Below are 24936 nucleotides of genomic sequence, written 5' to 3'. Positions count from 1 at the left end.
CTGCAATTGGCCGATCTTCGACGACGGCGGGGCGGGCGACGCGTGCAGATGGGCGTCGCCACCGTTCATGTCGCTCCGTCCCCATCCGCCGGATCGGGGCGATTCGTGGGCGCCTCAGCGGCCCTCGAAGAACGCGCGCGGAACCTCGACGAGCATGGTGTCGATCTGTTCCTTACTGACGCCGCGTTCGAGCACGTAGGGGAACACGTCGTCGAACACGTGGGTGTAATGCCATTGCGGCAGGGCCGCCATTGCGGCGGGTTCGATCCAGTCGAGGTAGCAGCTCGCGTCCTGCGAAAGCACCATCCGGTCGGTGTAGCCGCGTCGCACCATTTCGATGAGGGTGTCCGCGCGGGCCTCGAAGGTGGTGTCGAGGTTGATGCCGAAGCGGTCCATGCCGAGGACGAAGCCGGCCTCGGCCAGTTCGGCGAGGTGATCGCAGTCGGTGGTGTCGCCGCTATGGCCGAGCACGATTCTGCCGGGGTCGACGCCTTCTTCGTCGCACATGACGCGCTTGACTTCGAGGCCGGTGCGGGAGCCCGGGTGGGTGTGCACGGTGATCGGAACGCCGGTTTCGAGGTGGGCCTTGGCAACCGCGCGCATGACCCGTTCGACTCCGGAGGTCGGCCCCTGCTGGTCGATCGCGCACTTGAGCATGCCTGCCTTGACCCCGGTGCCTGCGATACCGTCGCGGATGTCGCCGATGAACATGCCGACCATGGGGTCGGGGACCTCTGCGCCGACGATCGCGTTCAGGGCCGGGCCGCGGTAGTGGAAGTAGAACGGGACGTCGTCGTAGGTGTAGACGCCGGTGGCGACCACCAGGTTGACCGGAACCTGGTCGGCGATCTGCTGAATCCGCGGGATGTAGCGGCCGAGCCCGACCACCGTCAGGTCGACGATCGTGCGTACGCCCGCGTCGTAGGCGCCGCGCAGCCGCTGCACGGCGTCGGCGATACGTTCTTCTTCCGAACCCCATTCGGCCGGGTAGTTCTGGTGGATGTCCCCGGTAAGCACGAAGACGTGCTCGTGCATCAACGTCACTCCGAGATCGGCGGTGTCGATAGTTCCGCGGACGGTTTCGATCTGCGTCACGGTGGTTGTCTCCTTATATGGGGCAGGGTAAAAATGGGCTTCCGACAGCGAGTCCTGCGTTACCGAGTCGGAGACGGAGTCGGTCAGCCGCCGACCTGCCGCCCGGACCACACGGCAGGGTCAACTCCACCCGCACGTTTCGCTCCGAAACCGGAAGAGCGCCGATGAACACCAAAACTAGTGTAGGAGAACGCTACTGCGCATCAGCACAAGATTCGAGCATCGAGTCGATCCCGGTTGCCGATTGGCTCGTCGAGGGAGCCCACGGTCCGATGGCGAGGCTCATGACCTCAACCAACGGGCGGGCTTCAGTCGGTGCGCTGCACCGTATAGGCGAGTCGAAATACAGTCCGGCGCAACCGCCTACCCGGTAATTGGATCAAACGCATATTTCGCTGCGGTGAGTATTTCATGACGTCTCCTTTGCACACTCGCTTCGAGCTGCGCATGTGAGACATGCTACGAACTGAACTGTGAGACAGACCATATTTCCGTTGGTGTGCCCGGAAACGCGGAGGAGTCGTGATCAGGGCGGGTTGGGGCTTGCTGTGGCGCGGACTGGCCGTGTACGGCGGTGCCGTGTTGGCGCGGAATGCATGGTTTCGAACGAAGCATGAGTGTCACGACCGTGCGACTGCGGTCACGAGATGGGGCGTCGCCGAGTGACCGTCACCGTTCGGAACTCGTTGTGCTATCGATGTGGGCTCAGCGGCTGTGAACCTCTCTGGCACACGGCTCTCGGGCTGCGGGTCGGGCGAAGTATCGGCACGAGGTGCGGCCTTCGGTCAGCACAGGCGGTCCCAGCCACTACATGTCCGCCGATGCCAGTCCGAGCCTGTGCTCTGGCGCGCACGGTTCGCTGGGGTCGAGTCGTGGCCTGAAGACCTATCCTTTCGTCACCTATGCCCTGCTTGTGTTGTTATGGCAGCAGCACGACACGTCCACGTTGTCCCCCTTGTTCGACAACGGTATGAGCCGCGTGGGCTTGGTCGAGTGGCAAGGTTTGGGCGACCCGTAAGGTGAGCTGTCCGGTGTCGACGAGTGCTACGAGTTCGGAGAGTCGAGGGCCGTCGGCGAATACCTCGGCGACAAGGACTTTGGTGGCGCGGATCGGTGGCGGGGCGAAGGGGCGGACCAGGGTGATGAATGTTCCTTCGCCGCGCAGGGCATCGTGGGCTTTGATACCTAGGATAGCCGCGTCGATGACTGCGTCGACACCGCCTGGCGCCCATCGTCGTACGGTGGGACCGAGATGTTCGGTCGAGGTAAGTACCTCGTCAGCGCCGAGATCGCGAACCAGATCCTCGTCGCCGAGGCGTACAAGCGCGATGGTGCGCAGCCCGCGGATCGCCGCGAGTTCGAGGACGAAACCTCCTACCGCACCGGCCGCGCCGGTGACCAGCAGAGTTTGTCCGCGGTGCAGTTCGGTGAGTTGCAGGGCCCGGTCCGCGGTCAATGCGTTCAGCGGGAGTGTTGCCGCTTCGATCAGCGATACTGTTGTAGGTGCGGCCGCCACGGCGGACTCGTCGAGGATGACGTGCTCGGCGTGTGCGCCGGGGGCGAACAGTAGGTCTCTGAGCCCGACCACTGGATCACCGAGGGCGAACCGGCGAACACCCGGGCCGAGGGCATCGACGTGTCCTGCCACATCCCAGCCGAGTCCGACGATTGGCGCGGGTGCCATCATTCCCGCGTCTGTGAGGCGTCCCGCGCGGGTGGACAGGTCGATGGGGTTGATTGACGATGCCGCGACGCGGATACGTAGCTGTCCCTGGGTCGGTTCCGGAAGGTCGATGTCGACAAGTTCGAGGACCTCGGGTCCACCGAATTTGCGAAGAATTATCGATTTCATACAGTCGAACGTAAATTTGACTTGCTGCCTTAGGAAGTAGGTACTATCAGGTGCCTTAGGGACCAAGGAGTTCAGATGGCTACGACTACGGCGGCCGTTCGACGGGAGATTGAGCGGTCGCGCTATAACGCGAACTTGCTCGAGTGTCCTGGGCACCAAGTGCTCGCCACCATCAGCGACAAATGGGTCACGCTGATTCTCAGTGCTCTCGCCGACGGACCCCTCCGCCATAGCGAACTATCCCGAATCGTTGCCGGAGCCAGTCAGAAGATGCTGACCCAGACTCTGCGTAAGCTCGAACGCGAGGGTTTGCTGACCCGCCGGGTAACCGTGTCAGTACCCGCCCGCGTCGATTACGAACTCACCGCTCTGGGAATCGGGCTACTGCCGATCCAACGAGCGATCAAGCAGTGGGCCGAGTCCAACATCGACGAAGTCCAAGCAGCCCGCGACCGCTTCGACGAGATCAACGCGTCGAGCCATGTGGGGCCGGCGGGGATCAGCTGACGTGCCATTGCTGCAGTGGCGATCGCCTCGAAAGCGACAGTGAGCCTTTTTCATCCTTGCTGAGTAGCGCGGAGTTCGCGGTCTTGTAGAACATGGATGGCCTTGGCGAGTTGTCCGGTCTTGTGTGGGCAGCAGCGGAGTTTCCGCAGGATGCGCCAGCTTTTGAGCTGCGCGTTGGCCCGCTCTCCGGGGCCGCGTAGCTTCGCGTGGGCACGGTTGAACTGCTTTTGCGATTCGGGCTTGTTCTTGCCCTTGTACGGAGTCAGCAGTGCCTGCGCACCGTGATAGCCCTTGTCGGCCAACACAATCCAGCCGCCGCGTTCCAGCTCGTAGAGAATTCTCCAGATCCATGCCGCCTTCATATCGTGCACGCTGCCGGGCAACGCACCCGATACCCACACGATGTCACCGTCGGGTGTGGCGATGACCTGCACGTTCATCCCGTGGTGACGGTGTTTGCCGGAGTAGAAGGGCCGGTCGGCGGCGACCCGGTCGATCGCGATCAGGGTGCCGTCGAGGATCAGATAGGCATGCCCGGCGGTCTTGGCGTGCTGCAATGCTTTCCGCAGTGCCGGCGCTCGTGCGGCCAGCAACTCGACGGTCTCGGTGACATACCGCCACGCGGTGGCCGTCGATATCTCGAATCCGGCGCCCAAATCGTTGTAGGTTTCGCCTTTGCGCAGGTAAGCCAGTACGAGCAGGGCTTGCCGGCCCGGGTTGAGCCGCCGCCACACCGAGCCGATCCGGTGGCGGTGGCGGCGGATCACTCCGGCCACGTAGTCGAGGGTCTGGCGTGACAACGGCAGCGCGGACCGGTAGAAAAGCATCTGAAGCCCTTGGTGTACAGCGATTTTGGTCGACAGCTGATATACCAGGGGCTTTGCCGTTCACGTCGGCGCCACGCCGCACCAATCCGCCATGGCGACAACAACTCTCGGCTGAGGATGAAAAAGGCTCAGTGGCACCAGTGGTAGGCATACAGCCAGCCGACCGCGAGACATGCTCACGAACCTAGCTCGTGCGACCTGAAAAATGCGGTGTCGTATGGAATCTGGTCGCAGTTCGTGCTACCACCGTGGGCGTGACGGTGCGGTTCTCTTGGCGCGTCACCCGGCGAGGGCGCCGATCTTGGTGAGGTTGTGGGCGAACACTCCGTATCCGCACCAGACCGCCGCTCCGGTGCGCCCGTCCTGGCGGCTGTGGTCCCAGCCGTAGCCTCCTCTGAGGTGGCCGATGCGGCCCTCGGATCCTGTGCGCCACTTGACCAGTCGCCAGAAGCTGTGGCTGTGGTCGACAGCTCGCCGGGCCGGTGAGATCTTGGCCTTGCGTGGAATGGTGGACTTATGGACCGGCCGCGCGTCCAGATCATGCAGGCTGACCAGTCGATCCGCACCCGGCGGGCAGAACACCGTCGTTGGGGTGGCGGCCTGGTGGCTGTGGCGTGATCATGTCGTGTTTGTGAGTGGCGCAACGGGTTTGGCGGTGTCGGGTGGTGAGGGTGTGGACGGCGGCCGGTGGCAGCGGGAGTTCCTGGATCTGACGCGGGTATCGAGTCGCGGTTCGCGCGGGTGGAGATCCGCCGCACGGCGGTGAAAATGCTGGCCGGATGGTGTCGGAGCTGCCGAACAAGAACTGCTGGACGTTGCGGAGCAGGCCGGGGACACCGGCCCGGGTCGGATGCAGCACCTGCTGTCGGCGGCCGCGGTGGACGATGATGGTCTGCGAGATGACCTGCGCGACTATGTGATCGAGCATTTGGGCGATGCCGATGCGACGCTCGTGGTGGACGAAACAGGCGACATCAAGAAAGGTGTGAAATGCCGAGATCGGCATTTCACACCTTATGACGAGCCGACGGTAATGCCGAAGTGCGGCTGGGAGATTGGTTGTGAGGTTGCTGTCTGAGGCTGGTTGAGCGGCATTTCGTGGTGGTGGGTCCGGTTCGTGGTGTCTCTGGTCGATGAGTCCCATCGACGACAGGAGACGACCATGGACTCTCGAAGTGGAGCACGGCGCTGGGGACCGATCATCGTGGATGGCCCGCTGGCGCCGTTCGCCGACGGCTTGCGCCGCGAGCTGGCTGGTCAGGGATATGCCCTGGACACGGTCGGCGATCACGTGCATCTGTTGGCGGATCTGAGTGACTGGCTGTCGGGCCGGGGCCTGACCGGCGCTGGACTGACGAGCGAGGTGGCCGGAGAGTTCCTGCGCGACCGGCGCGCTCGGGGCCTCCGCATCGGAGTGACCGTTCGCGCGGTCGCGCCGATACCGGGGTATCTGCGCCGTTTGCGGGTCGCCCCACCGCATTCGGTGGCCGCTGCGGTCACGCCGCAGGATGTTCTGCTGAGCGAGTATCGCCGTTATCTGGAGTCTGAACGGGGGTTGTCCGTAGGAACGGTCACGCACTATCCGCGGTGCGCCCGGCTGTTCCTGGCATGGCTGCCTGGTCCGTGCGAGTCGTTGCCGGGGTTGTCGTCGGGCCAGGTCACCGGTTACGTCATGCAGTGGGCACAACGCCGGGAACCTCGCCCGCCGGACATGGTGACACTGCCGGCGTTGCGGTCGTTGCTGCGTTTCCTGCACGTGGCCGGGCATGTTCGGGGTCTGCTGGCTGGCGCGGTCCCGGCCGGTCGTGCCCATCCTGGTCGGCTGGGGGTGCCGCGGGCGGCGTCGGCTGACAGTATCGGGGCCGTGCTCGCGTCGTGCGACCGTGACAGCGCGGTCGGGTGTCGCGACTACGCGATCGTGTTGTCGTTGACGCGTCTGGGGTTGCGCGGCGGCGAGGTGGCACGTCTCGAACTCGCCGACGTCGGCTGGCGAACCGGAGAAGTGATCGTCCGTGGAAAGGGCGGCCGGGTCGATGTCCTGCCGCTGCCTGGTGATGTCGGCGAAGCGTGGGCGCAGTATCTGCTGCATGCGCGGCCGAAGACGACCGCCACCACGGTGTTCGTGACCATGGTCGCGCCGTTCACAGCCCTGGCGACCTCATCGGTCACTCAGGTTCTGTCCCGCGCTTGCGCTCGTGCCGGTGTCGCCCGGTTCGGGCCCCACCGGATCCGGCATGCGGTGGCGTGCGGTCTTCTCGATGCCGGAGCGTCGATGGAGGAGATCGGGCAACTGCTGCGCCACGCTCACGAACGCACCACGGCGATCTACGCCAAGGTCGACCAGGCCCGGCTGGCCGAGCTGGCCCGGCCATGCCCGCAGGGAGCCCCCCGATGACCATCCGGACCCGGGTCGAGGACTATCTGGCGATGCGCCGCGCGCTGGGCTACCGGCTACACGCCGAGGGCCGGATGCTGCTGGACTTCGCCGACCGGCTCGACGCGACCGGGCAGCGAACCATCACCGTGTCGACGGCGCTGGCCTGGGCGATCGAGTCGAGAACCGCGGCACCGGCGCACTGGTGCCGCAGGCTGGGCGTGGTGCGAGCCTTCGCCCGTCACCTGCACACGCTCGACCCGAGTTGCGAGGTCCCTCCCACCGACCTGCTATCGGGTCCCGCGCACCGGCCGACGCCGTATATCTACACCGACGAGGAGGTCGCCGCGCTCGTGCACGCGGCGCAGACCATCGCCGCACCGATGCCAGCGGCTACCTGGGGTCCCGGTAGTAATCGCGCGGAAAACAACGAAGTTGGCTGGACCAGCAGTGATGGCGGATTTTGATGCTCCAGGTCCAGTCGAAACGTCTTGAGCAGGTTGCATCCGATGCCGCGTCCACGGCGCGTGGTGCCTCGCCTCACACTGGCCGTTCGAGCAATGGGGCCGGTTCCTGCCCGAACACACCACCGCAGCCAGCATCCTCGACAACCGGAGTAGGTGCGGGTTCCTTCAACCGGATTTCGCTGGTGTCAACGCATCTCAGCAGCTCTCGGCCCGTTCGATGGCCTGATCAGACATATCCGGCAATCTGCGAGTTATTACAGGAATCCTGGAGCAGCTGCTGTAATCTGCGACACCATGCCGGATTCCGGGACACGCCCACTGTCGCTCGTTCCGGCGGCCACGCCCGATGGCGATGAAACGTCTGTGGAACCGATCCTCGAGCCGGGGCTAGCAGATGTTGTCACGCTCCAGCGGCGCAAGGCCGCCGAGGTTACTGCCGACGACGAGCAGAGTTTCTTCCTGGATACAGTCGCTGAGTATCAATGGGCCAGGGACACAGCGGGTTTGGCTGCTGCCACGCTGGATGGGCTGACCAAGCCGATCATCGAGATCTGCCAGTACTACGGTTTGGTGCCGTGGCAACTGACCCCACGCCAAGTCGACAAGTACTTCGCGGGTGTCGGCAAGCGGGCACGCTCGACGGTGCGCCGCAAGATGACCCTGATCGACAGCTACTTCGCCTTCCTCGAGCAGCGGTATGCCGGTGAGATCGCCCGCAACTACGGCGTCGGCGTGGAGTCGCCGATCGACCCGTTCAACCGGCCGACCCATCGCGGCGACTTCGGGCTGCGGATACCGCCGTCCCAGCGGGCGACACGCGAATTCTTCGGCCGCTGGCGGGAATCGCTGCCGCAGTCGCGCAAGCCGGCGATCGCCCGCCGCGACTACGTCATGGGCAAGCTCACCTACATCTCCGGCGTTCGCGCCGCCGAGCTGTGCTCGGTGAGGATCGGCGACGTTCACTGGGAGTCCGGTCAATGGGGCCGATTCCTGGTGCACGGCAAGGGAGCTCGCGGATCCGGGCCTCGCCAACGCGAGGCTTATCTGTTCGAGGAAGGCCGGGCGCTGTTGTGGTGGTATATCGAGGAAGTCCGCGCCGAATTCTGCGACGACCCAGACGATTCCGAAGCCCCACTGTTCCCGTCCGAGCGGATCCCGCAGGCCGTCGCCGCGTTGAATCTGGCCACCCCCGGCATCGCGGTCACCCCGTCGACGTTCCGGCGGGCACTGAAAGCCGTCGGCCGCCGGTTTCTCACCGGCCCAGTGACCGAGCTGCATCCACATCTACTCCGACATGCCTGCGCAACCCACAACTACGAGCGGGGAATGTCGCTCTGGGAAGTACAGAAATTATTGGGACACGATCGCCCGACCACCACTGTTTCCTACCTGGCCACCGCACACGCCGACCCGGAAACCGCGAGCCTGGCAGCAGCCGGGAGAGCGGTGCAACGACTCGTCATGGACAAAGGAACCCTGCGATGAAATGGAACCTGCGCTGGGCCGCGGCCAAACGCGACATCTGGCGGCCCAGCGAGCTGATGACCGTATTCGCCGAGGTCGGCTTCACGCCATCGCTGAGCAAAGTCGCCGCCCTCTGGAGCAACAAACCCACCACGGTCAGGCTCGATGACCTGGACAAGATATGCGCCGCACTGCAGTGCACGGTCGCCGATCTCCTGGAAGCCGAGCCCCTCACGACCGCCAATGAGCAAGAGCGGCAAACCAATCGGGCCGTCGGTGGGACGGATGAACCCGTGCGACCGACCGCCCGCCGCGGCGGGACCAAACGATCGATGCCGCCGAACTGACCCGTGACAGCGACACCGAGGAACTGGCCGATCGGGCAGTGCCCGGTCTGCCTGGGCTGGGGCGAGAGACGGCAATACACCACCTGCGCCCCCTGCGGGAAATGGCGCCGCGCCTTCCCAGAATGCAAGCCGTGCTTGCGATGTCGGCATCGCAACCATGTCAGCGACGAGGGACTCTGCCGCTCGTGCTTGCAAGTCCTGCGTGTCGACGATCCCGGATGGCTGCTCGATCCCGTGCCCGGCCGCCCGACGCAACTCACGCTGATCCTGCCGGAACTGCGCTCGTTTCGGGCCACCCCGATCGTTCTGCCCGCGAAGTGGAAAAACCCAAGTGCCGCAACGGGAAAACCCTTCCCCGACCTGGTGCCGACCCCGCAGCAACGACGGCGGCTGACCCCACGGCCTCCCGCGCCATCGATATCACCTCACCTGCTCGACCCCACGCAGATCATGCTGTTCGACGCCCGTCGAGACTGGAGTCGCTTCACCGTCGGTTCCCCCAATGCCCTGCCTGAGCTGACACCGGCAGCCACAGCCCTGCTCGAGGAGTTCCAGCAGCACGCACGAAACCACGGGTGGGGTCCGATGCCCCGCAACGCCGGGGCGATGACCTTGCGGGTCCTGCTGGGCTGGCTCGGCGCAGCCGCCCCCATCCCCGAAGCCGACATCCGTGCGGTCGCCGACCACCGCCCCAATTCCGCCATCCGACGCGTCCTGCAGTTCCTCGACGCTCACGGCATGGTCATCGCCGACCCCGCCCGCCAAGGCGACACCATCGAACGGGCCATCCAGCAGCGCATCGACACCCTTCCCGATGCCCTCGCCGATGAAATCGGTTGCTGGATAAGTGTTCTGCGTGGCGAAGGACGCCGACCACACCCACAATTCCCCTTCGCCACGATCCGCTCCTACCTGAACTGCCTGCGGCCGACGCTGGCCATCTGGACCGAGTCCGTCACCAGCCTGCGTGAGATCACCGGTCCCGACATCCAATCCGCCCTCGACCGGCAACCACCCGTCACAGCCCGCAACCTGCTCTCGGCCCTGCACAGCCTGTTCCGCGCCCTCAAACAAGAACGACGCATCTTCCGCGATCCCACCCGCGGGATCACCCTGACCGCGATGCGTCGCCTGCCCGTCCCGATTCCCACCGACCGCCTGCACGGTCTCATCGACCGCACCGAAGGGCAGATGGCCAAACTCGTCGTCGCCCTCATCGCCATCCACGGCCTGGGCAAACAAGAAACCACCCACCTGCAACTGAACGATCTCGACCTATCCGCCGGACGGCTGCTGGTTCGACGACAAACCCGACACCACACCGTCTACCTCGACGAACTCACCCACACCCTCGCGCTCGACTGGCTACACCAGCGGCGGCGCCTCTGGAGCCGAACCTCCAACCCCCACCTGCTGGTCAGCCAGGTGACCGCAGCCGATGCCACGCGCCCACCCGTCTCCCACCGGGTCATCGACATCATCTTCGAGCGGCTCGGTCTCACCCCATCCCAACTCCGCCGCGACCGCATCCTCGACGAAGCCGCACACACCGCCGACCCCGTCCACCTCATGCGCGTCTTCGGCATAACCGCCAAGACCGCCATCACCTACGTCCAAGCAGCCCACCCCGAACGCCGCTCCACCACACCCCGGTAACAACCCGCCGACGACCGCCCACATCCGCGAACCCGACCCGCTTCGACCACACACCACCCGACCACGCACGGGTTCATCGCATACCACCACCGAGAATCGGCGAACCCGCGCGCTTTCGCCTGCTCCACCACGCCACCGTCGTCATCACCGACGGCGACTCCTACCGCATGAAACACCGGACCAAGCGAGGTGAACGCCCCTGACCTAACCACCCCCACCCCCGGCAAGGGGGTGGGGACTTTCCCTGGCCACCGGCGGGGACTTCAACTTGGCCATTGACAAACCGCAGGTAATAGCCCCTTATCTAGTAACGCTACTGAACTGGGCGAACAGCGCCTCTCCAGGGAGGGTGACTCCGCGAATTATCTGCGGTAGAACACGCTCCGGCCGCTGCTCGGTCATAGCGAAACCGTTTAACGAGACTTTTCTCGAATCTGGTCACCGCCCCCCAGGACACACCGCGTCGACCACAACCACCGCAACCGACAGGAACCAAGGCACGATCACACTCACCCCGGCGTTGGCCGAGATGCAGCGTCAAGAGGACGAGATGCTGACGGCGGCGCTCAGAAGCAGAGGACTCGACAGCAACGGCGAACCGATCCGTACAACCGACAAAGGAGCGACCACGTGAACGCCTTGCCGACACAAGAGCAGATCTTCACCAACGCGGCGGCCGCAGCGCATAACGCGGCCGCAGCACTGTCGGACGTGCGCGATTGGCTGAACTCCGACTGGTCGGACCAGCAGTCGTTGACCGACGAAGCGGCCGACGCCCGCAGCGCGGTCCGCACCAAGCTCGAAAACCTCAAGGCAGAGATCTACGAGATGGAAGAGCAGCTTCGAGGCGTAGCGAAGAGCCTTCGCAGCGGCCGGTCATCCCCGGCGGACCTCTAGAGGTGGTTCATCATCGGATCGTCGTTGATGCCCGGGGCCTGCTGTATCGCGCCGAGGACCACGGCGGCCAAGTCGTCCGGCCAGTCTTCGGCCTCGATCAGGTGATGCTCGCCCGCGTACCACACCATGGTCAGGACTGCGGCCACGAGTTTCCGATGCAGATGCGCCCGCATCCCGGCATCACCGTTCCCGGCCGCTTCGGCGATCCGTTGATCCGATAAAGCGCCCAGCTCGGGACGCAAGGCACCGCGCCCGGCGAACACCATCTCCAGGCCCTGGCGTGCCCAATGATCCAGTAGCCGTTCGAATGTCTCCCAGTCCCGGCCGCCGGCCTTGACGTATTTGGAGAGCATCTGCGCGATCTCCCCGGCCTCGGTGATGGTCTCGGTGAAGGACCGCAGCAGCATGGCGGCCTGTTCATCGGTCAGATCACCGCTGCGCTTGGGCCCTCGAGCGTCACTCACCCGGTCACCGTAGCCATAGAGGGCCGCAGGGACAACGGATCCGGCGCGGCCCCTTTCTGTCGTATTCGGGTCCTCCCCCCAACCAGGGACGACGATCGGGTTCGGGAACGGGCACGCCTTCGGCCTGCCTCTCGATAGCCACGAGCTGATCGCTTTCGGCGCCAATTCGGTGAGTGCAACCCTTGCGAAAACGGCCGTTTCGGCGGCCTGACCGCCGATAAGGCCCGCCTAGCCGGATCAGGTGGCGATACCCCGACGACCCACCTCACATCGAAGACTGACCCGCTAACGAACCCGAGCCCCGTTGACCAGCAACGGGGGGCTCGGATCTTAATTTTCGGACGAATAATATTCCGCGCCGAATCAAGGTTCGCTCAGGGCCCCGATCACGTGTTCGATCGCGTCACGCGAGCACGCCAGCCGATGTTGTCGGCGGTCCAGTGGCTGGTCGGCTCCCACCCGGCGGCGTTGAGGGATTGCTCGGCGTCGGCGATCACGTCCGCGTCGTTGTAGGCGCCGACGAGGTGACCGCGGTAGATGGCGCCGGTGGGCCATTTCGGGCCGACGTCATCGACCGTCACCATCTGTCGGCGCGGCGGAAGGTCTGTCAGATCGGTCACGATATAGGCGGTGTAGTCGTGATTTGCCATGGCGCAGTCCTTACTTTTGGTTATTCGGCCTGTTCGGCGAGGTGGCGGTAGAGGGTGGCGCGGGAGACGCCGACCGACGTTGCAACGGCGTCGGGTCGCTGTCCAGCGGCCAGGGCGGCGCGGGCGGTGACCAACTGGTCGGGGGTGAGTTTGCGTGGACGACCGGCGCGGGCACCCTTCGCGGCGGCGACTTCGCGGGCGTGGGCGGCGCGCTCGTGCATGAACACCCGTTCCATGTGCGCGAACAGCGCCAGCAGGGCCACGGCGAGCTCGGCCATGGGTGAGGTGTCGCTGGTGTCGATGGGGATCGGGTCCTTGAGGGTCTTGATCCCTACGCCCTGCTCGCGCAGTTCGTGGACGATGTTGAGGCACTCGCGCAGGTTGCGGCCGTACCGGTCGAGGTTGGTGGCCACGATCCGATCGTCCTCGCGCAGCATCTGCTGCAGGCGACCCCACCCGGGGCGGTCCATAGTCGCGCCGGTCTTGCGGTCGGTGTGGATCCGCTCGTCGGGGATGCCGTACTCGCGCAGCGCGACGAGCTGCCGTTCGAGGTCCTGGTGGGTGGTCGAGACCCGGGCGTAGCCGAACTCCATCACCGCATCCCACCGACCCCGCGCGGAGTGATGGTGAGGGTGAGGGTGAGTGTGTGGTCGGCCGGAAGGACGGTGACAGGGTGGGATGGGTGCAGCCCGAGGATGAGTTCGCCGATGGTGCTCTCCGTTCGGACATTGAGGATGATGCGCGCCCCGCCTTCGAGCCGTGATTCGGTGAGCGACGCAAGTGGTCCTGTGACGACGGCGGTATCGGTCTTGACGGCGATGGTCCGGCCGATGTGGTTGTCGGTGAGGGCGCCTGCGTGGATTTCGTAGTGATCGAGATCGGGCAGGGCTCTCAGCCTGGGTGCGAGTCTTATCTCCGGCAGCTGCACGGGTCCTCCTCCAATTCGGTTATCTCATAATCTTACTCCGTAGCATATTTTCGCGACGCTATTTCGAGATAAGATTTCGAGACTTCGTGAGCTGGGAGTCCTTCGGCGGCAACTGTCGATGTTCGAAGTGCCGTTCAGCGATGTCCGAAGTACTGTTCAGTTGGGCGATAGACCCCGATGACCATGCCGGTATCGTCCCTGAGCTTCGCGGCTCGGGTGTTCGCCCGGCCTTCCCCGCTCTTGGGAAGAGGCTGATGAGACGGGCGATTTAGCCTGGTGACTCGCATCGCGGCACCCCCGACGCGGGGCCGCCCGCCGGACGGACATCGCGCCTTTCGTGGAGGTTCTTGCATGACCCGCACCACCGCGCCCCGACCGGTCGATATAGCAGCCGTCTTTCCAGCCCTGGCGCCGCTTGCCCGGACCGCGACTCGGCTGCACCCTCGCCCCGGCTCCCCTTCGTGCCACGACAGTTCCGTGGGCGGGCCCCTGTTGTGGCCAGCGGGTGAGCCCTGGCCACACTGTCACGACGTGCACACAGGCGAGGTGACGTCGCTGAAGCAGGCCCGGTCGAAGCACCAGGACCACGACACCGTCCGCGATCAGGCCGTGCCGAGCGAGGACGACTACCAATGGCAAGACACACCAGAGGATCTGGCGAGGTTTCAGCAGCTCTTCGACCCCGATCCGGTGCTACCGGAGGGCCCGGTCGCCATGTTGCCGATCGCGCAACTGTATGTCCGCGACGTTCCCGGTCTGCGAGCGCCCGCGGGCAAGGATCTGCTGCAAGTGTTGTGGTGCCCGTTCGAGCACGACGACGAACTGCTCCCCAAGACCACTGTCGTGTGGCGGTCCGCGGCCACGACCACCGACATTCTGGCCGATCCCCCCGAGCCTGTGACGGTTCAAGACGGGCTCGGGCAGTTCGTTCCCGAACCGTGCACGATCGCGCCGGAACAAGTGACCGAGTATCCCTCAGCGCTCGAGCTCGACGAGGATCTCTATGAGCAGCTGCAGCGGTGGGAGGCCGGATACCTCGGCATCGAGGTGAAGGACCTCGGTGTGTGGACCGAAAGCCCGTACCAGATGGGGCTATCCGTGGCACCCGGGTGGAAGATCGGCGGCTATGTCGCCTGGGCACGCAGCGATCCGTGGGTCGAGCCGTGCCCGGCCTGCGGGACACCCACCGAACCGGTATTGACCATCGCCTCCGCGGAATGGCAAGACGACAGCTGGGTCCCCTACGAGGACCGGCACGCCGACGGCACGGCCTCACCCACCAAGATCAACATAGGTGACGTATGGGATCTGGTCATCGGCGCCTGCCCGGCATCGCCGGAGCACCCCCACGTGCTGTTGAGGGGTTGAGCCGCCAGCGAATCCGAACATCCGCACATGCCACATGTCGCGTGTCGCGTGTTCGAAACGGGGTTTGGGATCAGATCCGCGAAAAGTCCACCACGCGTTGGGGCTATCAATACGAGCGGCCCAAGAGGTACTGCCGCGAACAATTGCCGGAGTCACTGGACCGCTGACGCGGCAGTCGCGGCGCTTGTCGGTGCGACCTCCTAGGCTCGCGGCCATATAGTCGAAGGGATTGCCATGGAAGACCCGACGGGTATCGCTGCGCTGACCAAGATCCTGCCGCCGGACCACGGTGCGGACGAGGAAATCGATTGGTCCGTGGCCGAGGCGCGATGGGGCACGCGGTTCCCACATGACTACATGGCCTTCATGTCCATTTATGGCGCTGGGGAGTTCGTCATCGCCGACGGGATCCACGGGATCGTCATCCTGATGCCGCTGCCCAAGGAGAGCATTTACCTCGACGATGAGACCTTCGAAGACGAGACGGAGAACGCCCGCAGCATCTGGGAGATGCTGCAGGCTGATCCTGGACGAGCACGACCCCTGCCCTCTCAGCATCGATCTGCGGGGCGCCCCGCTGCGCTACGTGCACAGGCTTGAAAAACAAAAGCGTTGAGCCGGACACGAAACCTCTTCTCTACCAATCGATAACGACAAACCTGCCCGATTCTCGGCGAAAATCTACGGGACCAGGCCCCCAACGACCGGACAGCAGGCCGTGAATGGGGCGCGGCGCGTACGCACCCGGCAGGCACCTGGAGCCGAGATCACCGATGGGGCAGCATCGAGCGGCCGGTGTCCGCGGCCCCGATACCGGCCGGCTGGGCCGCGCCGGGTACGGCGAGCCCGGTGTCGTACGTCAATCGGCTTCGATGACCGGCCTCGGACCTGGGAAGTCCGGCGGCAAACCGTCCGGGGGAATAGTCCCGCGCACCAACCCCGCGAGATAAGAGGTCAGGTCTCCCGCATATCCGCACCAGTCGTCGTTATGACCACTGACCAGAACCGACCACGACGTACTGTCCTCTGTCGATGTCTTCCAATTGAAGTAATCACCCTCGCAGGAACCGCCCCAGGGGAACAGTCCGCCCGGCTCGGGGAACGGAACATGACCATGCGACATCCCAGCATCACGAAGCATCGCCAAATCACCCAGTAGCTCCCGCGCGCCGCTGACGAAGTACTTCTCCTCGCCGGGGGACGGAATGCGCAGCGCCAGGAAATCGTCCACCGTGAAAGGCGGGTATGCCTCCGCGAGGGCGACGAAGTCCGGAGGCAATAGGATTCCGGTCTCGCGCCGGATGAACTCCCAGTCGATGCTTCGACGCTCGACGGACCGGATGTCCAGCAGGGCTGGAACGGCCTCCTCCAGTTCTTGCAGACTCAACACATCACCTGACTTCCCGCGACGAACGGGACCCGTAGTCCTGGCGATCCGGCACGAGAACATCTCACCAAACCGGCGATCGATCGACTCCCCCCAGCATGGGGAATCGCGAGTCTCCTGCTCAATCCGGGAAGCTGATCTTGTTCAGTGCACGTTCACGGAAGTCAGCATGAGGCGCAACACTCCGCCGCGAATTCGATGTAACTACCCGGTCAGTGACCGACCATGCACAAAATATCAACCACAGACCAGGGCCGCCTCGACCACTGCCCCGAAGGGGGTGACGGGACCGCGGCCTCCCGCCGAGCTTCTCAGGAAGCTCCGACAGATTCGTTGCCGGACAACGAATCTGCCGAATCGGACGGCACCGGATCGCCAGGCTCCGGACTCGGCGGCTCACCATGGTCGCCGGGGCCTGCCGCAACGGCGGGGTGGGATCGGATGTCGAGTACGGGTAGGCCGTGTTCGCCGGCCATGCGGTCGACCCAGTGGATGAACTCCAGGGCCGATCCGGCGAACATCCTGCGCACTCGATCCTGGAAGGCGCGCACATCATGGCCGGGCAGGAAATCGCGGGTCGAGATCTCCCCGCACCCGCAGCCGCAGGGGCGTTCGCGGAACTCGGCTTCCTCCGGCAAGTCGCAGTAGCCGACCGGATTCTGCGAGGCGTTGACTACCGGATCCGGTTTGCCGAGCCAGGCGTCGCGAACCGGGTGACCTTCGGCCAGCACCTTGCCATCGACGGCCACCCGATCCTCATGCACGGACACACCGTGGATCTCGCCAACGGCGCATACCCGACCGTCACCGATGATCAGTGCAAACTTCTCCCGCGACAAACGTTCTTAATTCGCCCTCCATACGCCCCGGCCTGCTGTCCATGCCTCCTCTTCGGTCATGCACGGGAAGTAACCGACGTAATCCCGATTCAGCGGATCGCCTGAGCTTGATTTTTAACCTCTAACTGGCAGCCGTGGTGGTCTTACCGACCGCCTGGTGTGGTGCGCGTCGGATGTTTTTTGCGCCGGGCGGGCGTCCGGGACCCGGCCGTGAGGGTTTCGGCGCGCGGGCCGGAAGAGCGGTTGTCGGGCGGAGGTGGCGAAATCCCCTGCGGACGCGGGCTGGGGTGAGGCGGCTGGGGCTGGTTGGTTTTCTCTCCCAGGGGTGGCGGAGGTCTTCGGTGAGTCCTCGGGCGAGGCGGAGTTGGGTGTGTGCGGCGATGATGAGCCAGGTCCAGCGGTCGGCGGCGGCGGAGTCGCGGATACGCGGCTTGGTCCACCCGAGGGTCTGTTTCAGGAACCGGAAGGTGTGCTCGATGTCGAAGCGCCGCAGGAAGGTTCGCCAGATTCGGTCGATAATGGCGGGGTCGGCGATGTCGGGTTGCGAACACCATAGCCACAGTGGTTTCGGGTTGCGGTCGCCGGGTAGCCGGTCCACCCGAAGCCCGATGACGACGCCCTCGATGATCGGCAGTTCCCCGTCGTGGTAGGCCCAGGATCCTCGGCGGGCGAGTTTGGGGTGCAGACGGTTCCATGCCGTCGCACGCACGGCGCCGTAGCGGTCGGTGTCGGTGGTGGTGACGACAGCGGGCTCGGGATGGGTCCCGGTGTCGGACAACGCGAAGTCGGGGCCGTGCTTGGCGGGACGGCCCCTCTTGCCCGCACGGGGTTCGGCGGGGAAGGCCAGGACGCGGTCGGAGCGTATTCGCCCGATCAGGACCACGGGCAGATCCGCGAGCTCGTATGCCAGGCATGTGATGTCGTAGCCCGCATCGAACACGATCTTGATGTGCGGGTCGCCGGGAACATGGAGGTCGGCGGCTTGCAGGCGTTGCACGACTTCCCGGATCTGGGCGGCGGTGACCTCGGTCGCGTCGTCGTCGGGGTGCAGCCGTATCGCGTCGAGGATCGTGGTCCAAGAGGTCCGGCCGGGCTCCAGCGCGGCGACGTAGGAGAACAGCCAGCCCGGGATCATCTGCGCTTGCCCCCTGCCACGGCCATAGACATGGCAGAACGATCGATCGGGGCTGGTCGCCGCGTCGGGACGCAGCCACGGACTGGCATCGACGGCCAGCATGATCGCACCTTCGTCGTCTCGCCCGACCGTGGTCGTGGCGGTGATCGCGCGCCGGAGCCGGGCGATGTCGATACTTCCGGCGTTCAGACCGTCGTAGAGGGCGCCGTGGCCGCGTCGATATTCCCCGGTCAGACACAGTCCGACCAGCGTGGTGACCGGTCCGTCGTCGCACAGCACCGCGTCGGTGAGTTCGAACAGCGCGTCGGCGCGCGCGGTCAGGCTTTCATAGAACGAATTGCGGAACGCGGCAAGCGATTCCGGTCCCGACGGGCGCGCCGACTCGACCGGACGAAATACTTCGGGCACACTGACAGGCACGGCCACCACAACTTCTCATCAGGCTCTTTAGCGGGAACCCGACGATGATGATGCGGTGGCCGCTCCATGTCACGGCGACACGCCGAAATTCGTCCCTAAATCAACACGGCAGCAACACGTTTCGATGATCGAACCGCTCCAACACCGACCCGGACGGTCGGCGGGCAGTGACCCGGAGGTTAAAAATCAAGCTGAGGTCGGGTGGCCCAGGGGGATCTCACCCCTGGGCTCCCACAGATCCGGGCGGTCGCGGTAGGGACCGCCCTTTCGGGCGGCCCCCCGCGCAGATCCCAGCGAGCGGAACTACCGCACTGGGCTCCTGCCTTGGGTGCGGGCGTCGAATCGCACGCTCGGCCATGGATGCCGGATCCGGGCCTGGGGCAGCCATCGAGTGGCGAGGCGGTCCATGCGTTCCCAGTTCAGACGGGTGCGCTGGCTGCGGCGCCGCAGCGCCCGGTACCAGTGCCTGGCCGCCTGGGTGCGGAACGCTCGTATCGCCTCACTATTGCCGGGCACGGCGTAGTAGGCGCAGTGCCCGCGCACCACGCTTGCTAGCCATCGGCCCTGCTCGGGGACGGGCTGATGCCGGTTCCGCAGCAGCTGGTCTTTGACCTCTGCCAGCTTGGCCCGCATCCGCTTTGAGACCGTGACACGGCGCAACCCGAACCGACCGTCCCTGGTCTTCCCGCCGACATCCTCGGCGTCAAACGCGGCACCCTCTACGGACACCTCGACAAGAACAGCATCGGCACCCGGACCCACTCCGGGCCCGCCGACCCACCCCCGACAACCAGTGCACCGGCCACCGCCGTGGTCGACACGGCAGACCAGGCACCGGATGTCGTGTCGGCCATCACCGAAACCGCAACCGCCACACCGCAAACCCTCGGTGTCCCGGCCGGTGATCCCATCGACGGTCGACCCGGTTCCCCGGGCGGTTCCAGCGCAGTGGTGGAGGAGGCAGCACCGAACGGCCTGTTCGACTTCGGTGAGGTCGCACCCGAACCCGATCCCATCCGGCCGCTCCCTGCGGCCGACGACAACAGTGCCAGCGAACACGCTGAAACCAGCAGCAGCACACGGGAGTTCGCTCGCGAGCGGCCGAATCTGGCGTGGCGGCTCAAGCAGACCGCTCGCATGAACCTGCCCGAGCCCCCCGCGGTCTGCCCGAACGGCACCTGCGGCTACACCGCTCTCGAGACCGCCGAACGCGGACGACTCCTCGAAGACATCAAGGTCGTCTGGCTCGAACCGGCCGACGACGGCGGCCTCATCGAGGCCCGCCACTGCCACCGGTGCCGGCCCCGCGACGTGCCGATCGCCGACATCGAGTGCGCGGCCTGCGACTGCGGCGGCCCCTTGCTCACCGGCGTCTACGCCACCGAACTCCTCGACACCGGCGAAATCCCGGCACTGGTACGGCGCTGGCTGTCGGTGCGCCGCTGGCGTGTCACCGACGCCGGGCCGGTGTGCCCGGATCACCCCGACAGCTAGTCGAGTCCGGGTTCATCGGTGAGCCCACCGAAGACCCATGCCGGGAACCCTCGCTTGAGCGCATAACGTCGAGCGATCTGTGACCAGTCCCGTGGTGGTCCGGCCTGCACCGGTGCGGCGGGCCACCAGCGGGGCGGATTCAGCAGATCGCGCCGCGGCGGCGCGGAGGGTCGCGCTGGGGGATCTCCGGGCGGCACGGGCTGGTACGGCACCGGGGCGAGTGCGGACCCGAGTTCCCCGAGTGCCGGAATGGATCGTTCGGCGGCCAGTGCCAGCGCCAACGCGGCGGCGCGCATCAGCGTCTCGGCGACATCGGAGTCCAGGCACTCATACGGTTCCAGCATCGTGATTCGACCGCGCATCGGGAGTTCGATTGTGTCCCAGATGGTTTCCAGGACCTCGCCCGTGCGGGCGCTGCATGAGAGGCGGGACACGCAGAGTTCTTCGAGCAGGCATCGCAGCAGCCGAAACCACACCCCGGCGTGCACGGTGCGGCCCGGTAGCCGCACCAGCCCGGTGGTGAGTGCTTGGTAGGTGTAGCCGTCCATCGTGGTGACCGTCTCGTCCACAGCGACCACCGGGGCGTCGCCGCCTGTGACGGCGCCGGCGCGTTCGAGGCGGCAGCGGTGCTCGACACAGCTGATCATCAGCGGCAGATCCCACACCAGGGCGCGGCCCCGGTCCGGGTCGATGGCGCAGACCGGGCAGGCCCGCGGCCTGCGCGGGTACGGCAGCCAGGGCGCGGGCCATCGGGATTTGACGCGGCGGACGATGTCGCGCTTGATGGTGCCGGGCAGCAGCAACACCGATTGGCGCCCCACGTAGTTGTCGAACAGCTGCTGTTGCTCGAACTCGCGCGGCCACAGTTTCTCGAACAGCCACGGCACCCACCCGGACAGGGTCATCGTCGCCAGCCGGGGCACCGGGACGCCGGTGCGGTCGGCGAGCGCGTCCAGCAGCGCTGGCGGCGGAAAGGTCGAGGTGACCAGGCGCATGTTCAGCCCGGAATCGGCGCACAGGTCCGCCAGCAGCACCTTCACCGGCAGCTGATAGACCGTGGCGAGCCGTTGCAGCCACGATGACAACGATTCGATCGGGCCCGGGTGCGGGTGTAGCGGCCATCGGGGCACGGTCACAACTCCAAGCGGGCGCGGATCTGGCCGAGTTCGTCGTTGTCGATCAGCACGCCCTCGTCGGGAACCTCCCACAGCGCTATCGTCTCGGCGACGCAACAGTCCAGCTCATAGGCCACCCGCCGGGATCGAACCCTTCGGCCACCAGCAGGGTTTCGGTTTCGTCGCGGGTGCGTCGGCCTGGGCACCTCAGCAGATCCTGGCGCAGGAATCGCGCGGGGATGCCCTCACCGATCAGCACGTCGCGGTGCCGGGTGGCGTGCGCCGATTTCGAATCGAGCGCGGTCAGCAGCCGCAGCACCGCGCGCGCGGCGTCGGCATCGATGCGGGCCCGCGCGTACCAGGCGTTCATCGCCTGCATGAAGTCCCGCCCGGCCCGTTCGGCAGGGGAAGGAGGAGCCGGTGGCCGTGGTGGGTCGCCGTCGTAGACGGGCAGCGGTTGCGGTTCGGTCAGCAACGAGGCGAGAGTGCCCCGGGGCCGGATGCGCCGGTCGTCGGCCAGGGATAGAGCTGTCGCGGCGGCGGTCAGCAGCTTCTCCTGGATGGGCCATTCCAGATTCTCGTAGGGCTGCCACACCGCCAGCCCGGCGCGGACCGGTTCACCGGTCGCGTCCCAGATCTGTTGGAGAAGCCGCTCCGAACCGAGGGTGATGGTGGAACCGGCGAGGCTGAGTTCGTCGAGCAGACAGCGCAGCAGCCGGAACCACACCCCGGCGTGGATCGTGCGGCCCGGCAACCGCACCGAGGCATCGATGAGGGCTTGACGGGTGTAGCCGTCCAGGGTCGCCACCGGTTCGCGGACCGGAACTGCCTCGTTGGGCTGTCCTGCTGCCTCGGCTGCGAATGCCTCGGTGTCTAGCGCCAGCCGGCAGCGGTGTTCGAGGCAGCTCACCGTGAGCGGTAACTGCCAGATCAGCGCGCGGGCCGGGTCGGGCCCGGCCGCGCACTGTGGGCACGATCGGCGTAACGGGCGTTGCGGAATCCAGGGGCCTCGCCAGCGGCGGCGATGGGTCACCTCGAAACGCGGTGCCTCCCGTGGCGCCAGCAGCACCGAATATTGGCGGACATAGGTGTAGAACCCGTCCTCGGCGTCGCGTTCGGGCAGCGGGTAGGCGTCGAACAGCCACGGCGCCCACCCGGGCAGCGTCATCGCCCGCACCTGCCCGGCCTGCACACCGGTGCGCTCGGCCAGCGCGGTGAACACCGTCGGGGGCAGATCCTCGTCGAGAACATCGCGGATGCTGACCAGCACACCGAGATTCGGGCCGAGCAGATCGGCCACCGGCACCTGGTAGATACGGGCGAGCCGGTCCAGCCACGACGACAGCGACTCCAGCGCACCCGGGGGCGGGTGCAGCGGCCAGCGGCGCGGCGGCGCTGGGCTCACGCCAGCTCGCGTTCGAACATCCGCCGCCGCTCGGTCGGCCCCGCATACTCCGCCAGCAGCAGGGTGCGCTGGTTGATGGTCTCCTCCCCGGATTCGATCGCCGCGATCGCCGCGTCCGACAACAGCGCGGTCAGCTCGCCGATCGTGCCCTCACACCGGGTGAGCAGGTACGACGCCATCTCCTCGGTCGCGATCGACGAGGACCGCCGCAGCGGGAACGACGCCGCGAAACTCGCCAGCAACGCGCACGCCTGGTCTCCGGGCTCCCACAACGGCAGCGTGAACGGCGCGAACCGATTCTCCAGCTGCGGATCCGAACGGATCGCCAAATAGGCGTCCCGAGTGCCGACCCCGACCAGCGGAACACGCAACTCGTTGCCCAGAAACCGCAGCACGTTCAAGAACTCCCGGCGCGTGTCTCCCCTCCCGGCGAGCACATTGTGCAGCTCGTCGATCACCAGCACCCGCACACCGCAAGCCCGCAGCAGGCGCAGCACCAGCTCGGCCAGCCGCGGTGCCCGCGGCCGGATCGGCGCGCCGAGGGCGGCCAGTACCGCGACATAGAAGCGCGACACCGAGGGCTCCGAGGGCATCTGCATGGTCAGCACCGGGATCTCCTCGCGATCCTCATGTGAGACCGGCGGGTGGTCGCGGCGGAACTTCTCGATGATCATCGACTTGCCGTTGTTCGTCGCGCCGATGAGCAGCAGGTTCGGCATCCGCTGCTTGCCGGGCATGCTCAGCAAGCCGTCGAGCCGGGCCAAAGCCTCGGTCGCGCGGGTGTAGCCGATCCACCGATCCGCCCGCACGTACTGGATCCGCTCAGCGTCCGGCAACATCGCCGGTCGCTGCGCGGACGGATGCAGATGCGACAGATCCACCGGCTCACCGATACTCACCACTGCTCGATCACCTCGAACGGCGCCACCGCCACCGGCTCCGCACCCAGTCCCGGCGCGGGTGGTGCCGGTGGCAGGGTTTGGGCCCGGCCGCGTGCCGGGGTCGCCTTGCGGCGTTCGGTGTTGCGGCGCGCTCGGCGGCTTGTCGCGGTCGCGTCGGCGGTGATGTGGCGCATCTGCTCGACCATCGCGAACAGCGCGTTCTCATCGATCTCGGCGCGGCCCTGCTCCCGCAACCGGGCCACCGCCGCGCGCTGCTCCCACAGGCTGATCGCCGGCCGCGACCACGTCCGGTACGGCACCTCCAGATATTCGCCGGTCTCCGGATGCAGCGCCCAGATCCGGGAGATATCGCGCGGGTCGCGGCGCAGCACCACCTTCCCCAACTGCTCCCGCCGCGCGATCAACGGCTTCAAGGCGTCGCTGTAGTACTGCACGTGATCGAGCACAAACCCGGTGCGCCGCACCGATCTGCGCTCCACCGGCAGGAAATCGACCAGGAACGCCGTCTCGTTCGTCACCGTCGGTGGCGCGCCCTGGGCAGCGACCTTCTCCGCCCACACCCCGCCCGGGGTCCGCCCGCCCAAACCGTCATGGGGTTCACCGTGATAGCAGGCCACCGCTAACGCCATCCACCGCTGCAACTCGGCAAGAGTGAGAACGGCTTTCGCGTCGCTGTCGTAGTCGCCGCGCTCGCGAGTGTCGGAAAACGTCGTACCCGGTAATTCGTGGACCATCCGCATCATCGTCCCGACCAGGCGTTCCACGATCCCGCCGTAATGCGGGGCACCCGGCGGGCGGTAGTCGATCGCGATGCCGTGCTGGTCACAACCCCGCCGCAGGGCCTCGCTCTTGAACTCCGCCGCGTTGTCGGTATACAGCTGGGCGGGTTTGCCGCTCATCGGCCACACAGCCTGCACCCCGATGCGTTCCAGCCACGCGCGTTTGTTGATCGCCATGTGCGCCAAACACAGTCCCACCGAGGTCGCCGACGGTGCCTCCAGAGTGAGCACGAACCCGGGCACGCACTTGGTGGCCTCGTCGATCGCCGCCGTCACATACGGACGCCCGATCGGCAGCCGGTGATGCTCGTCGACCACGATCACATCCGCCGGAGTGTGATCGATCTGCACCCGCTCCAACACCCCCGTCACCGGCGGCGCGGTCCCGCCGGCGGGCCTGCGGGACCGCGCCGCGCCCTGGCCCTCCCGCGCCGCCACGGCCTTCACCGGATCCAGCCTGCCGATCCGGCGTTGCACCGCCGACCGCGACGGCGGCCGCAACCCGCGCACCTTGCACTCCCGATCGATCTCCCGGCAGATCACCGCCACCGACCGCCGTTGACG

The 24936-nt window shown here is 66.1% G+C and carries 26 protein-coding genes and 1 pseudogene; 11 read left to right on the top strand and 16 right to left on the bottom strand.

The genetic code is table 11. The features are described 5' to 3' along the window. Positions 1–114 precede the first annotated feature (114 nt). Positions 115–1095 carry a phosphotriesterase family protein gene (locus ACV7NQ_RS22035; protein ID WP_463361392.1) on the bottom strand — a complete coding sequence of 327 codons (981 nt, stop codon included), beginning with the start codon at positions 1093–1095 and terminating at the stop codon, positions 115–117. Between the two features lie 919 nt (positions 1096–2014). Then, positions 2015–2947 carry an NADP-dependent oxidoreductase gene (locus ACV7NQ_RS22030; protein ID WP_463361391.1) on the bottom strand — a complete coding sequence of 311 codons (933 nt, stop codon included), beginning with the start codon at positions 2945–2947 and terminating at the stop codon, positions 2015–2017. Between the two features lie 75 nt (positions 2948–3022). Here ACV7NQ_RS22030 and ACV7NQ_RS22025 point away from each other — a divergent pair, with 75 nt between their 5' ends. Then, on the top strand, positions 3023–3454 hold the full coding sequence (locus tag ACV7NQ_RS22025; RefSeq protein ID WP_463361390.1) for a winged helix-turn-helix transcriptional regulator: 432 nt from the start codon (positions 3023–3025) through the stop codon (positions 3452–3454). Positions 3455–3504: 50 nt separating this feature from the next. Here the strand turns inward: ACV7NQ_RS22025 and ACV7NQ_RS22020 are convergent, their stop codons facing one another. Both ACV7NQ_RS22020 and ACV7NQ_RS22015 read right to left on the bottom strand, forming a co-directional pair. Further along, entirely contained in the window at positions 3505–4281 is a 777-nt protein-coding gene (locus ACV7NQ_RS22020) for a transposase family protein (RefSeq protein WP_463361389.1), read from the bottom strand. A 279-nt stretch (positions 4282–4560) separates the two neighbouring features. Beyond that, positions 4561–4863 (bottom strand): hypothetical protein, encoded by a 303-nt coding sequence (locus tag ACV7NQ_RS22015; RefSeq protein WP_463361388.1) that lies wholly within the window; start codon positions 4861–4863, stop codon positions 4561–4563. A gap of 185 nt (positions 4864–5048) precedes the next feature. Between ACV7NQ_RS22015 and ACV7NQ_RS22010 the strand changes: the two are divergent. From ACV7NQ_RS22010 to ACV7NQ_RS21980, 7 genes and pseudogenes are all read left to right on the top strand, one after another. Further along, positions 5049–5266: pseudogene (locus ACV7NQ_RS22010) on the top strand (transposase); the annotation flags it as partial. Positions 5267–5443: 177 nt separating this feature from the next. Then, the gene (locus ACV7NQ_RS22005; RefSeq protein WP_463361387.1) at positions 5444–6676 is read left to right on the top strand and encodes a tyrosine-type recombinase/integrase; all 1233 of its coding nucleotides are present in this window, start codon (positions 5444–5446) and stop codon (positions 6674–6676) included. Then, positions 6673–7122, top strand: coding sequence for a hypothetical protein (locus ACV7NQ_RS22000; RefSeq protein ID WP_463361386.1), 450 nt, complete (start codon positions 6673–6675; stop codon positions 7120–7122). Before ACV7NQ_RS22005 ends, ACV7NQ_RS22000 begins: the two co-directional genes overlap by 4 nt. 363 nt (positions 7123–7485) lie before the next feature. Continuing rightward, positions 7486–8607, top strand: a complete 1122-nt coding sequence (locus tag ACV7NQ_RS21995) for a tyrosine-type recombinase/integrase (protein ID WP_463358548.1) — start codon at positions 7486–7488, stop codon at positions 8605–8607. Next, entirely contained in the window at positions 8604–8933 is a 330-nt protein-coding gene (locus ACV7NQ_RS21990) for a helix-turn-helix domain-containing protein (protein WP_463358547.1), read from the top strand. The genes ACV7NQ_RS21995 and ACV7NQ_RS21990 overlap by 4 nt, the downstream gene beginning before the upstream one ends. 189 nt (positions 8934–9122) lie before the next feature. Next, the gene (locus tag ACV7NQ_RS21985) at positions 9123–10589 is read left to right on the top strand and encodes a hypothetical protein (protein WP_463361385.1); all 1467 of its coding nucleotides are present in this window, start codon (positions 9123–9125) and stop codon (positions 10587–10589) included. A 630-nt stretch (positions 10590–11219) separates the two neighbouring features. Continuing rightward, on the top strand, positions 11220–11486 hold the full coding sequence (locus ACV7NQ_RS21980; protein WP_463361384.1) for a hypothetical protein: 267 nt from the start codon (positions 11220–11222) through the stop codon (positions 11484–11486). On the opposite strand, the gene ACV7NQ_RS21975 is transcribed toward ACV7NQ_RS21980, so the two are convergent. From ACV7NQ_RS21975 to ACV7NQ_RS21960, 4 genes are all read right to left on the bottom strand, one after another. Further along, the gene (locus tag ACV7NQ_RS21975; protein WP_463361383.1) at positions 11483–11950 is read right to left on the bottom strand and encodes a hypothetical protein; all 468 of its coding nucleotides are present in this window, start codon (positions 11948–11950) and stop codon (positions 11483–11485) included. The two genes, ACV7NQ_RS21980 and ACV7NQ_RS21975, sit on opposite strands and share 4 nt — an antisense overlap. A 386-nt stretch (positions 11951–12336) precedes the next feature. Beyond that, positions 12337–12600: a hypothetical protein gene (locus tag ACV7NQ_RS21970; protein ID WP_463361382.1), complete on the bottom strand. Its 264-nt coding sequence runs from the start codon at positions 12598–12600 to the stop codon at positions 12337–12339. A 20-nt stretch (positions 12601–12620) separates the two neighbouring features. Continuing rightward, a complete protein-coding gene (locus ACV7NQ_RS21965; RefSeq protein ID WP_463361381.1) occupies positions 12621–13193 on the bottom strand; it encodes a recombinase family protein in 573 nt (190 codons plus the stop codon). Next, complete coding sequence (locus ACV7NQ_RS21960) at positions 13193–13528, bottom strand: hypothetical protein (protein ID WP_463361380.1); 336 nt, start codon at positions 13526–13528, stop codon at positions 13193–13195. Before ACV7NQ_RS21960 ends, ACV7NQ_RS21965 begins: the two co-directional genes overlap by 1 nt. 546 nt (positions 13529–14074) lie before the next feature. On the opposite strand from ACV7NQ_RS21960, the gene ACV7NQ_RS21955 reads away from it, so the two are divergent. Together ACV7NQ_RS21955 and ACV7NQ_RS21950 are read left to right on the top strand one after the other, a co-directional pair. Then, complete coding sequence (locus ACV7NQ_RS21955; RefSeq protein ID WP_463361379.1) at positions 14075–14896, top strand: hypothetical protein; 822 nt, start codon at positions 14075–14077, stop codon at positions 14894–14896. A gap of 234 nt (positions 14897–15130) precedes the next feature. Further along, positions 15131–15496, top strand: coding sequence for an SMI1/KNR4 family protein (locus tag ACV7NQ_RS21950; RefSeq protein ID WP_463361378.1), 366 nt, complete (start codon positions 15131–15133; stop codon positions 15494–15496). 259 nt (positions 15497–15755) lie between these two features. Here ACV7NQ_RS21950 and ACV7NQ_RS21945 read toward each other — a convergent pair whose 3' ends face one another. From ACV7NQ_RS21945 to ACV7NQ_RS21930, 4 genes are all read right to left on the bottom strand, one after another. Next, complete coding sequence (locus ACV7NQ_RS21945; RefSeq protein WP_463361377.1) at positions 15756–16283, bottom strand: hypothetical protein; 528 nt, start codon at positions 16281–16283, stop codon at positions 15756–15758. A gap of 311 nt (positions 16284–16594) precedes the next feature. Continuing rightward, complete coding sequence (locus tag ACV7NQ_RS21940; RefSeq protein WP_463361376.1) at positions 16595–17047, bottom strand: hypothetical protein; 453 nt, start codon at positions 17045–17047, stop codon at positions 16595–16597. Positions 17048–17243: 196 nt separating this feature from the next. Then, positions 17244–18683, bottom strand: a complete 1440-nt coding sequence (locus ACV7NQ_RS21935; RefSeq protein WP_463358523.1) for an NF041680 family putative transposase — start codon at positions 18681–18683, stop codon at positions 17244–17246. Between the two features lie 297 nt (positions 18684–18980). Then, a complete protein-coding gene (locus ACV7NQ_RS21930) occupies positions 18981–19406 on the bottom strand; it encodes a hypothetical protein (RefSeq protein ID WP_463361375.1) in 426 nt (141 codons plus the stop codon). Positions 19407–19487: 81 nt separating this feature from the next. Here ACV7NQ_RS21930 and ACV7NQ_RS21925 point away from each other — a divergent pair, with 81 nt between their 5' ends. Continuing rightward, positions 19488–20171, top strand: a complete 684-nt coding sequence (locus ACV7NQ_RS21925) for a hypothetical protein (RefSeq protein ID WP_463361374.1) — start codon at positions 19488–19490, stop codon at positions 20169–20171. Here ACV7NQ_RS21925 and ACV7NQ_RS21920 read toward each other — a convergent pair. The 4 genes from ACV7NQ_RS21920 to ACV7NQ_RS21905 form a co-directional block, all read right to left on the bottom strand. Further along, the gene (locus tag ACV7NQ_RS21920; protein WP_463361373.1) at positions 20168–21307 is read right to left on the bottom strand and encodes a TniQ family protein; all 1140 of its coding nucleotides are present in this window, start codon (positions 21305–21307) and stop codon (positions 20168–20170) included. The genes ACV7NQ_RS21925 and ACV7NQ_RS21920 overlap by 4 nt on opposite strands. A gap of 76 nt (positions 21308–21383) precedes the next feature. Next, positions 21384–22691: a TniQ family protein gene (locus ACV7NQ_RS21915; RefSeq protein WP_463361372.1), complete on the bottom strand. Its 1308-nt coding sequence runs from the start codon at positions 22689–22691 to the stop codon at positions 21384–21386. Continuing rightward, positions 22688–23590 (bottom strand): TniB family NTP-binding protein, encoded by a 903-nt coding sequence (locus tag ACV7NQ_RS21910; RefSeq protein ID WP_463361371.1) that lies wholly within the window; start codon positions 23588–23590, stop codon positions 22688–22690. Before ACV7NQ_RS21910 ends, ACV7NQ_RS21915 begins: the two co-directional genes overlap by 4 nt. Then, on the bottom strand, positions 23587–24921 hold the full coding sequence (locus ACV7NQ_RS21905; RefSeq protein WP_463361370.1) for a Mu transposase C-terminal domain-containing protein: 1335 nt from the start codon (positions 24919–24921) through the stop codon (positions 23587–23589). The genes ACV7NQ_RS21910 and ACV7NQ_RS21905 overlap by 4 nt, the downstream gene beginning before the upstream one ends. Between the last annotated feature and the right edge of the window lie 15 nt (positions 24922–24936).

The organism is Nocardia sp. Tas62D01, assembly GCF_055232035.1.
Note: the sequence above shows the minus strand (reverse complement) of the source record. Positions and strands in the feature narration are given on the sequence as shown.

Coding starts and splice junctions, on each gene's coding strand:
- ACV7NQ_RS22030 (WP_463361391.1), bottom strand. CDS start 2,947: ATGAAATCGATAATTCTTCGCAAATTCGGTGGACCCGAGGTCCTCGAA.
- ACV7NQ_RS22025 (WP_463361390.1), top strand. CDS start 3,023: ATGGCTACGACTACGGCGGCCGTTCGACGGGAGATTGAGCGGTCGCGC.
- ACV7NQ_RS22020 (WP_463361389.1), bottom strand. CDS start 4,281: ATGCTTTTCTACCGGTCCGCGCTGCCGTTGTCACGCCAGACCCTCGAC.
- ACV7NQ_RS22005 (WP_463361387.1), top strand. CDS start 5,444: ATGGACTCTCGAAGTGGAGCACGGCGCTGGGGACCGATCATCGTGGAT.
- ACV7NQ_RS22000 (WP_463361386.1), top strand. CDS start 6,673: ATGACCATCCGGACCCGGGTCGAGGACTATCTGGCGATGCGCCGCGCG.
- ACV7NQ_RS21990 (WP_463358547.1), top strand. CDS start 8,604: ATGAAATGGAACCTGCGCTGGGCCGCGGCCAAACGCGACATCTGGCGG.
- ACV7NQ_RS21970 (WP_463361382.1), bottom strand. CDS start 12,600: ATGGCAAATCACGACTACACCGCCTATATCGTGACCGATCTGACAGAC.
- ACV7NQ_RS21965 (WP_463361381.1), bottom strand. CDS start 13,193: ATGGAGTTCGGCTACGCCCGGGTCTCGACCACCCACCAGGACCTCGAA.
- ACV7NQ_RS21950 (WP_463361378.1), top strand. CDS start 15,131: ATGGAAGACCCGACGGGTATCGCTGCGCTGACCAAGATCCTGCCGCCG.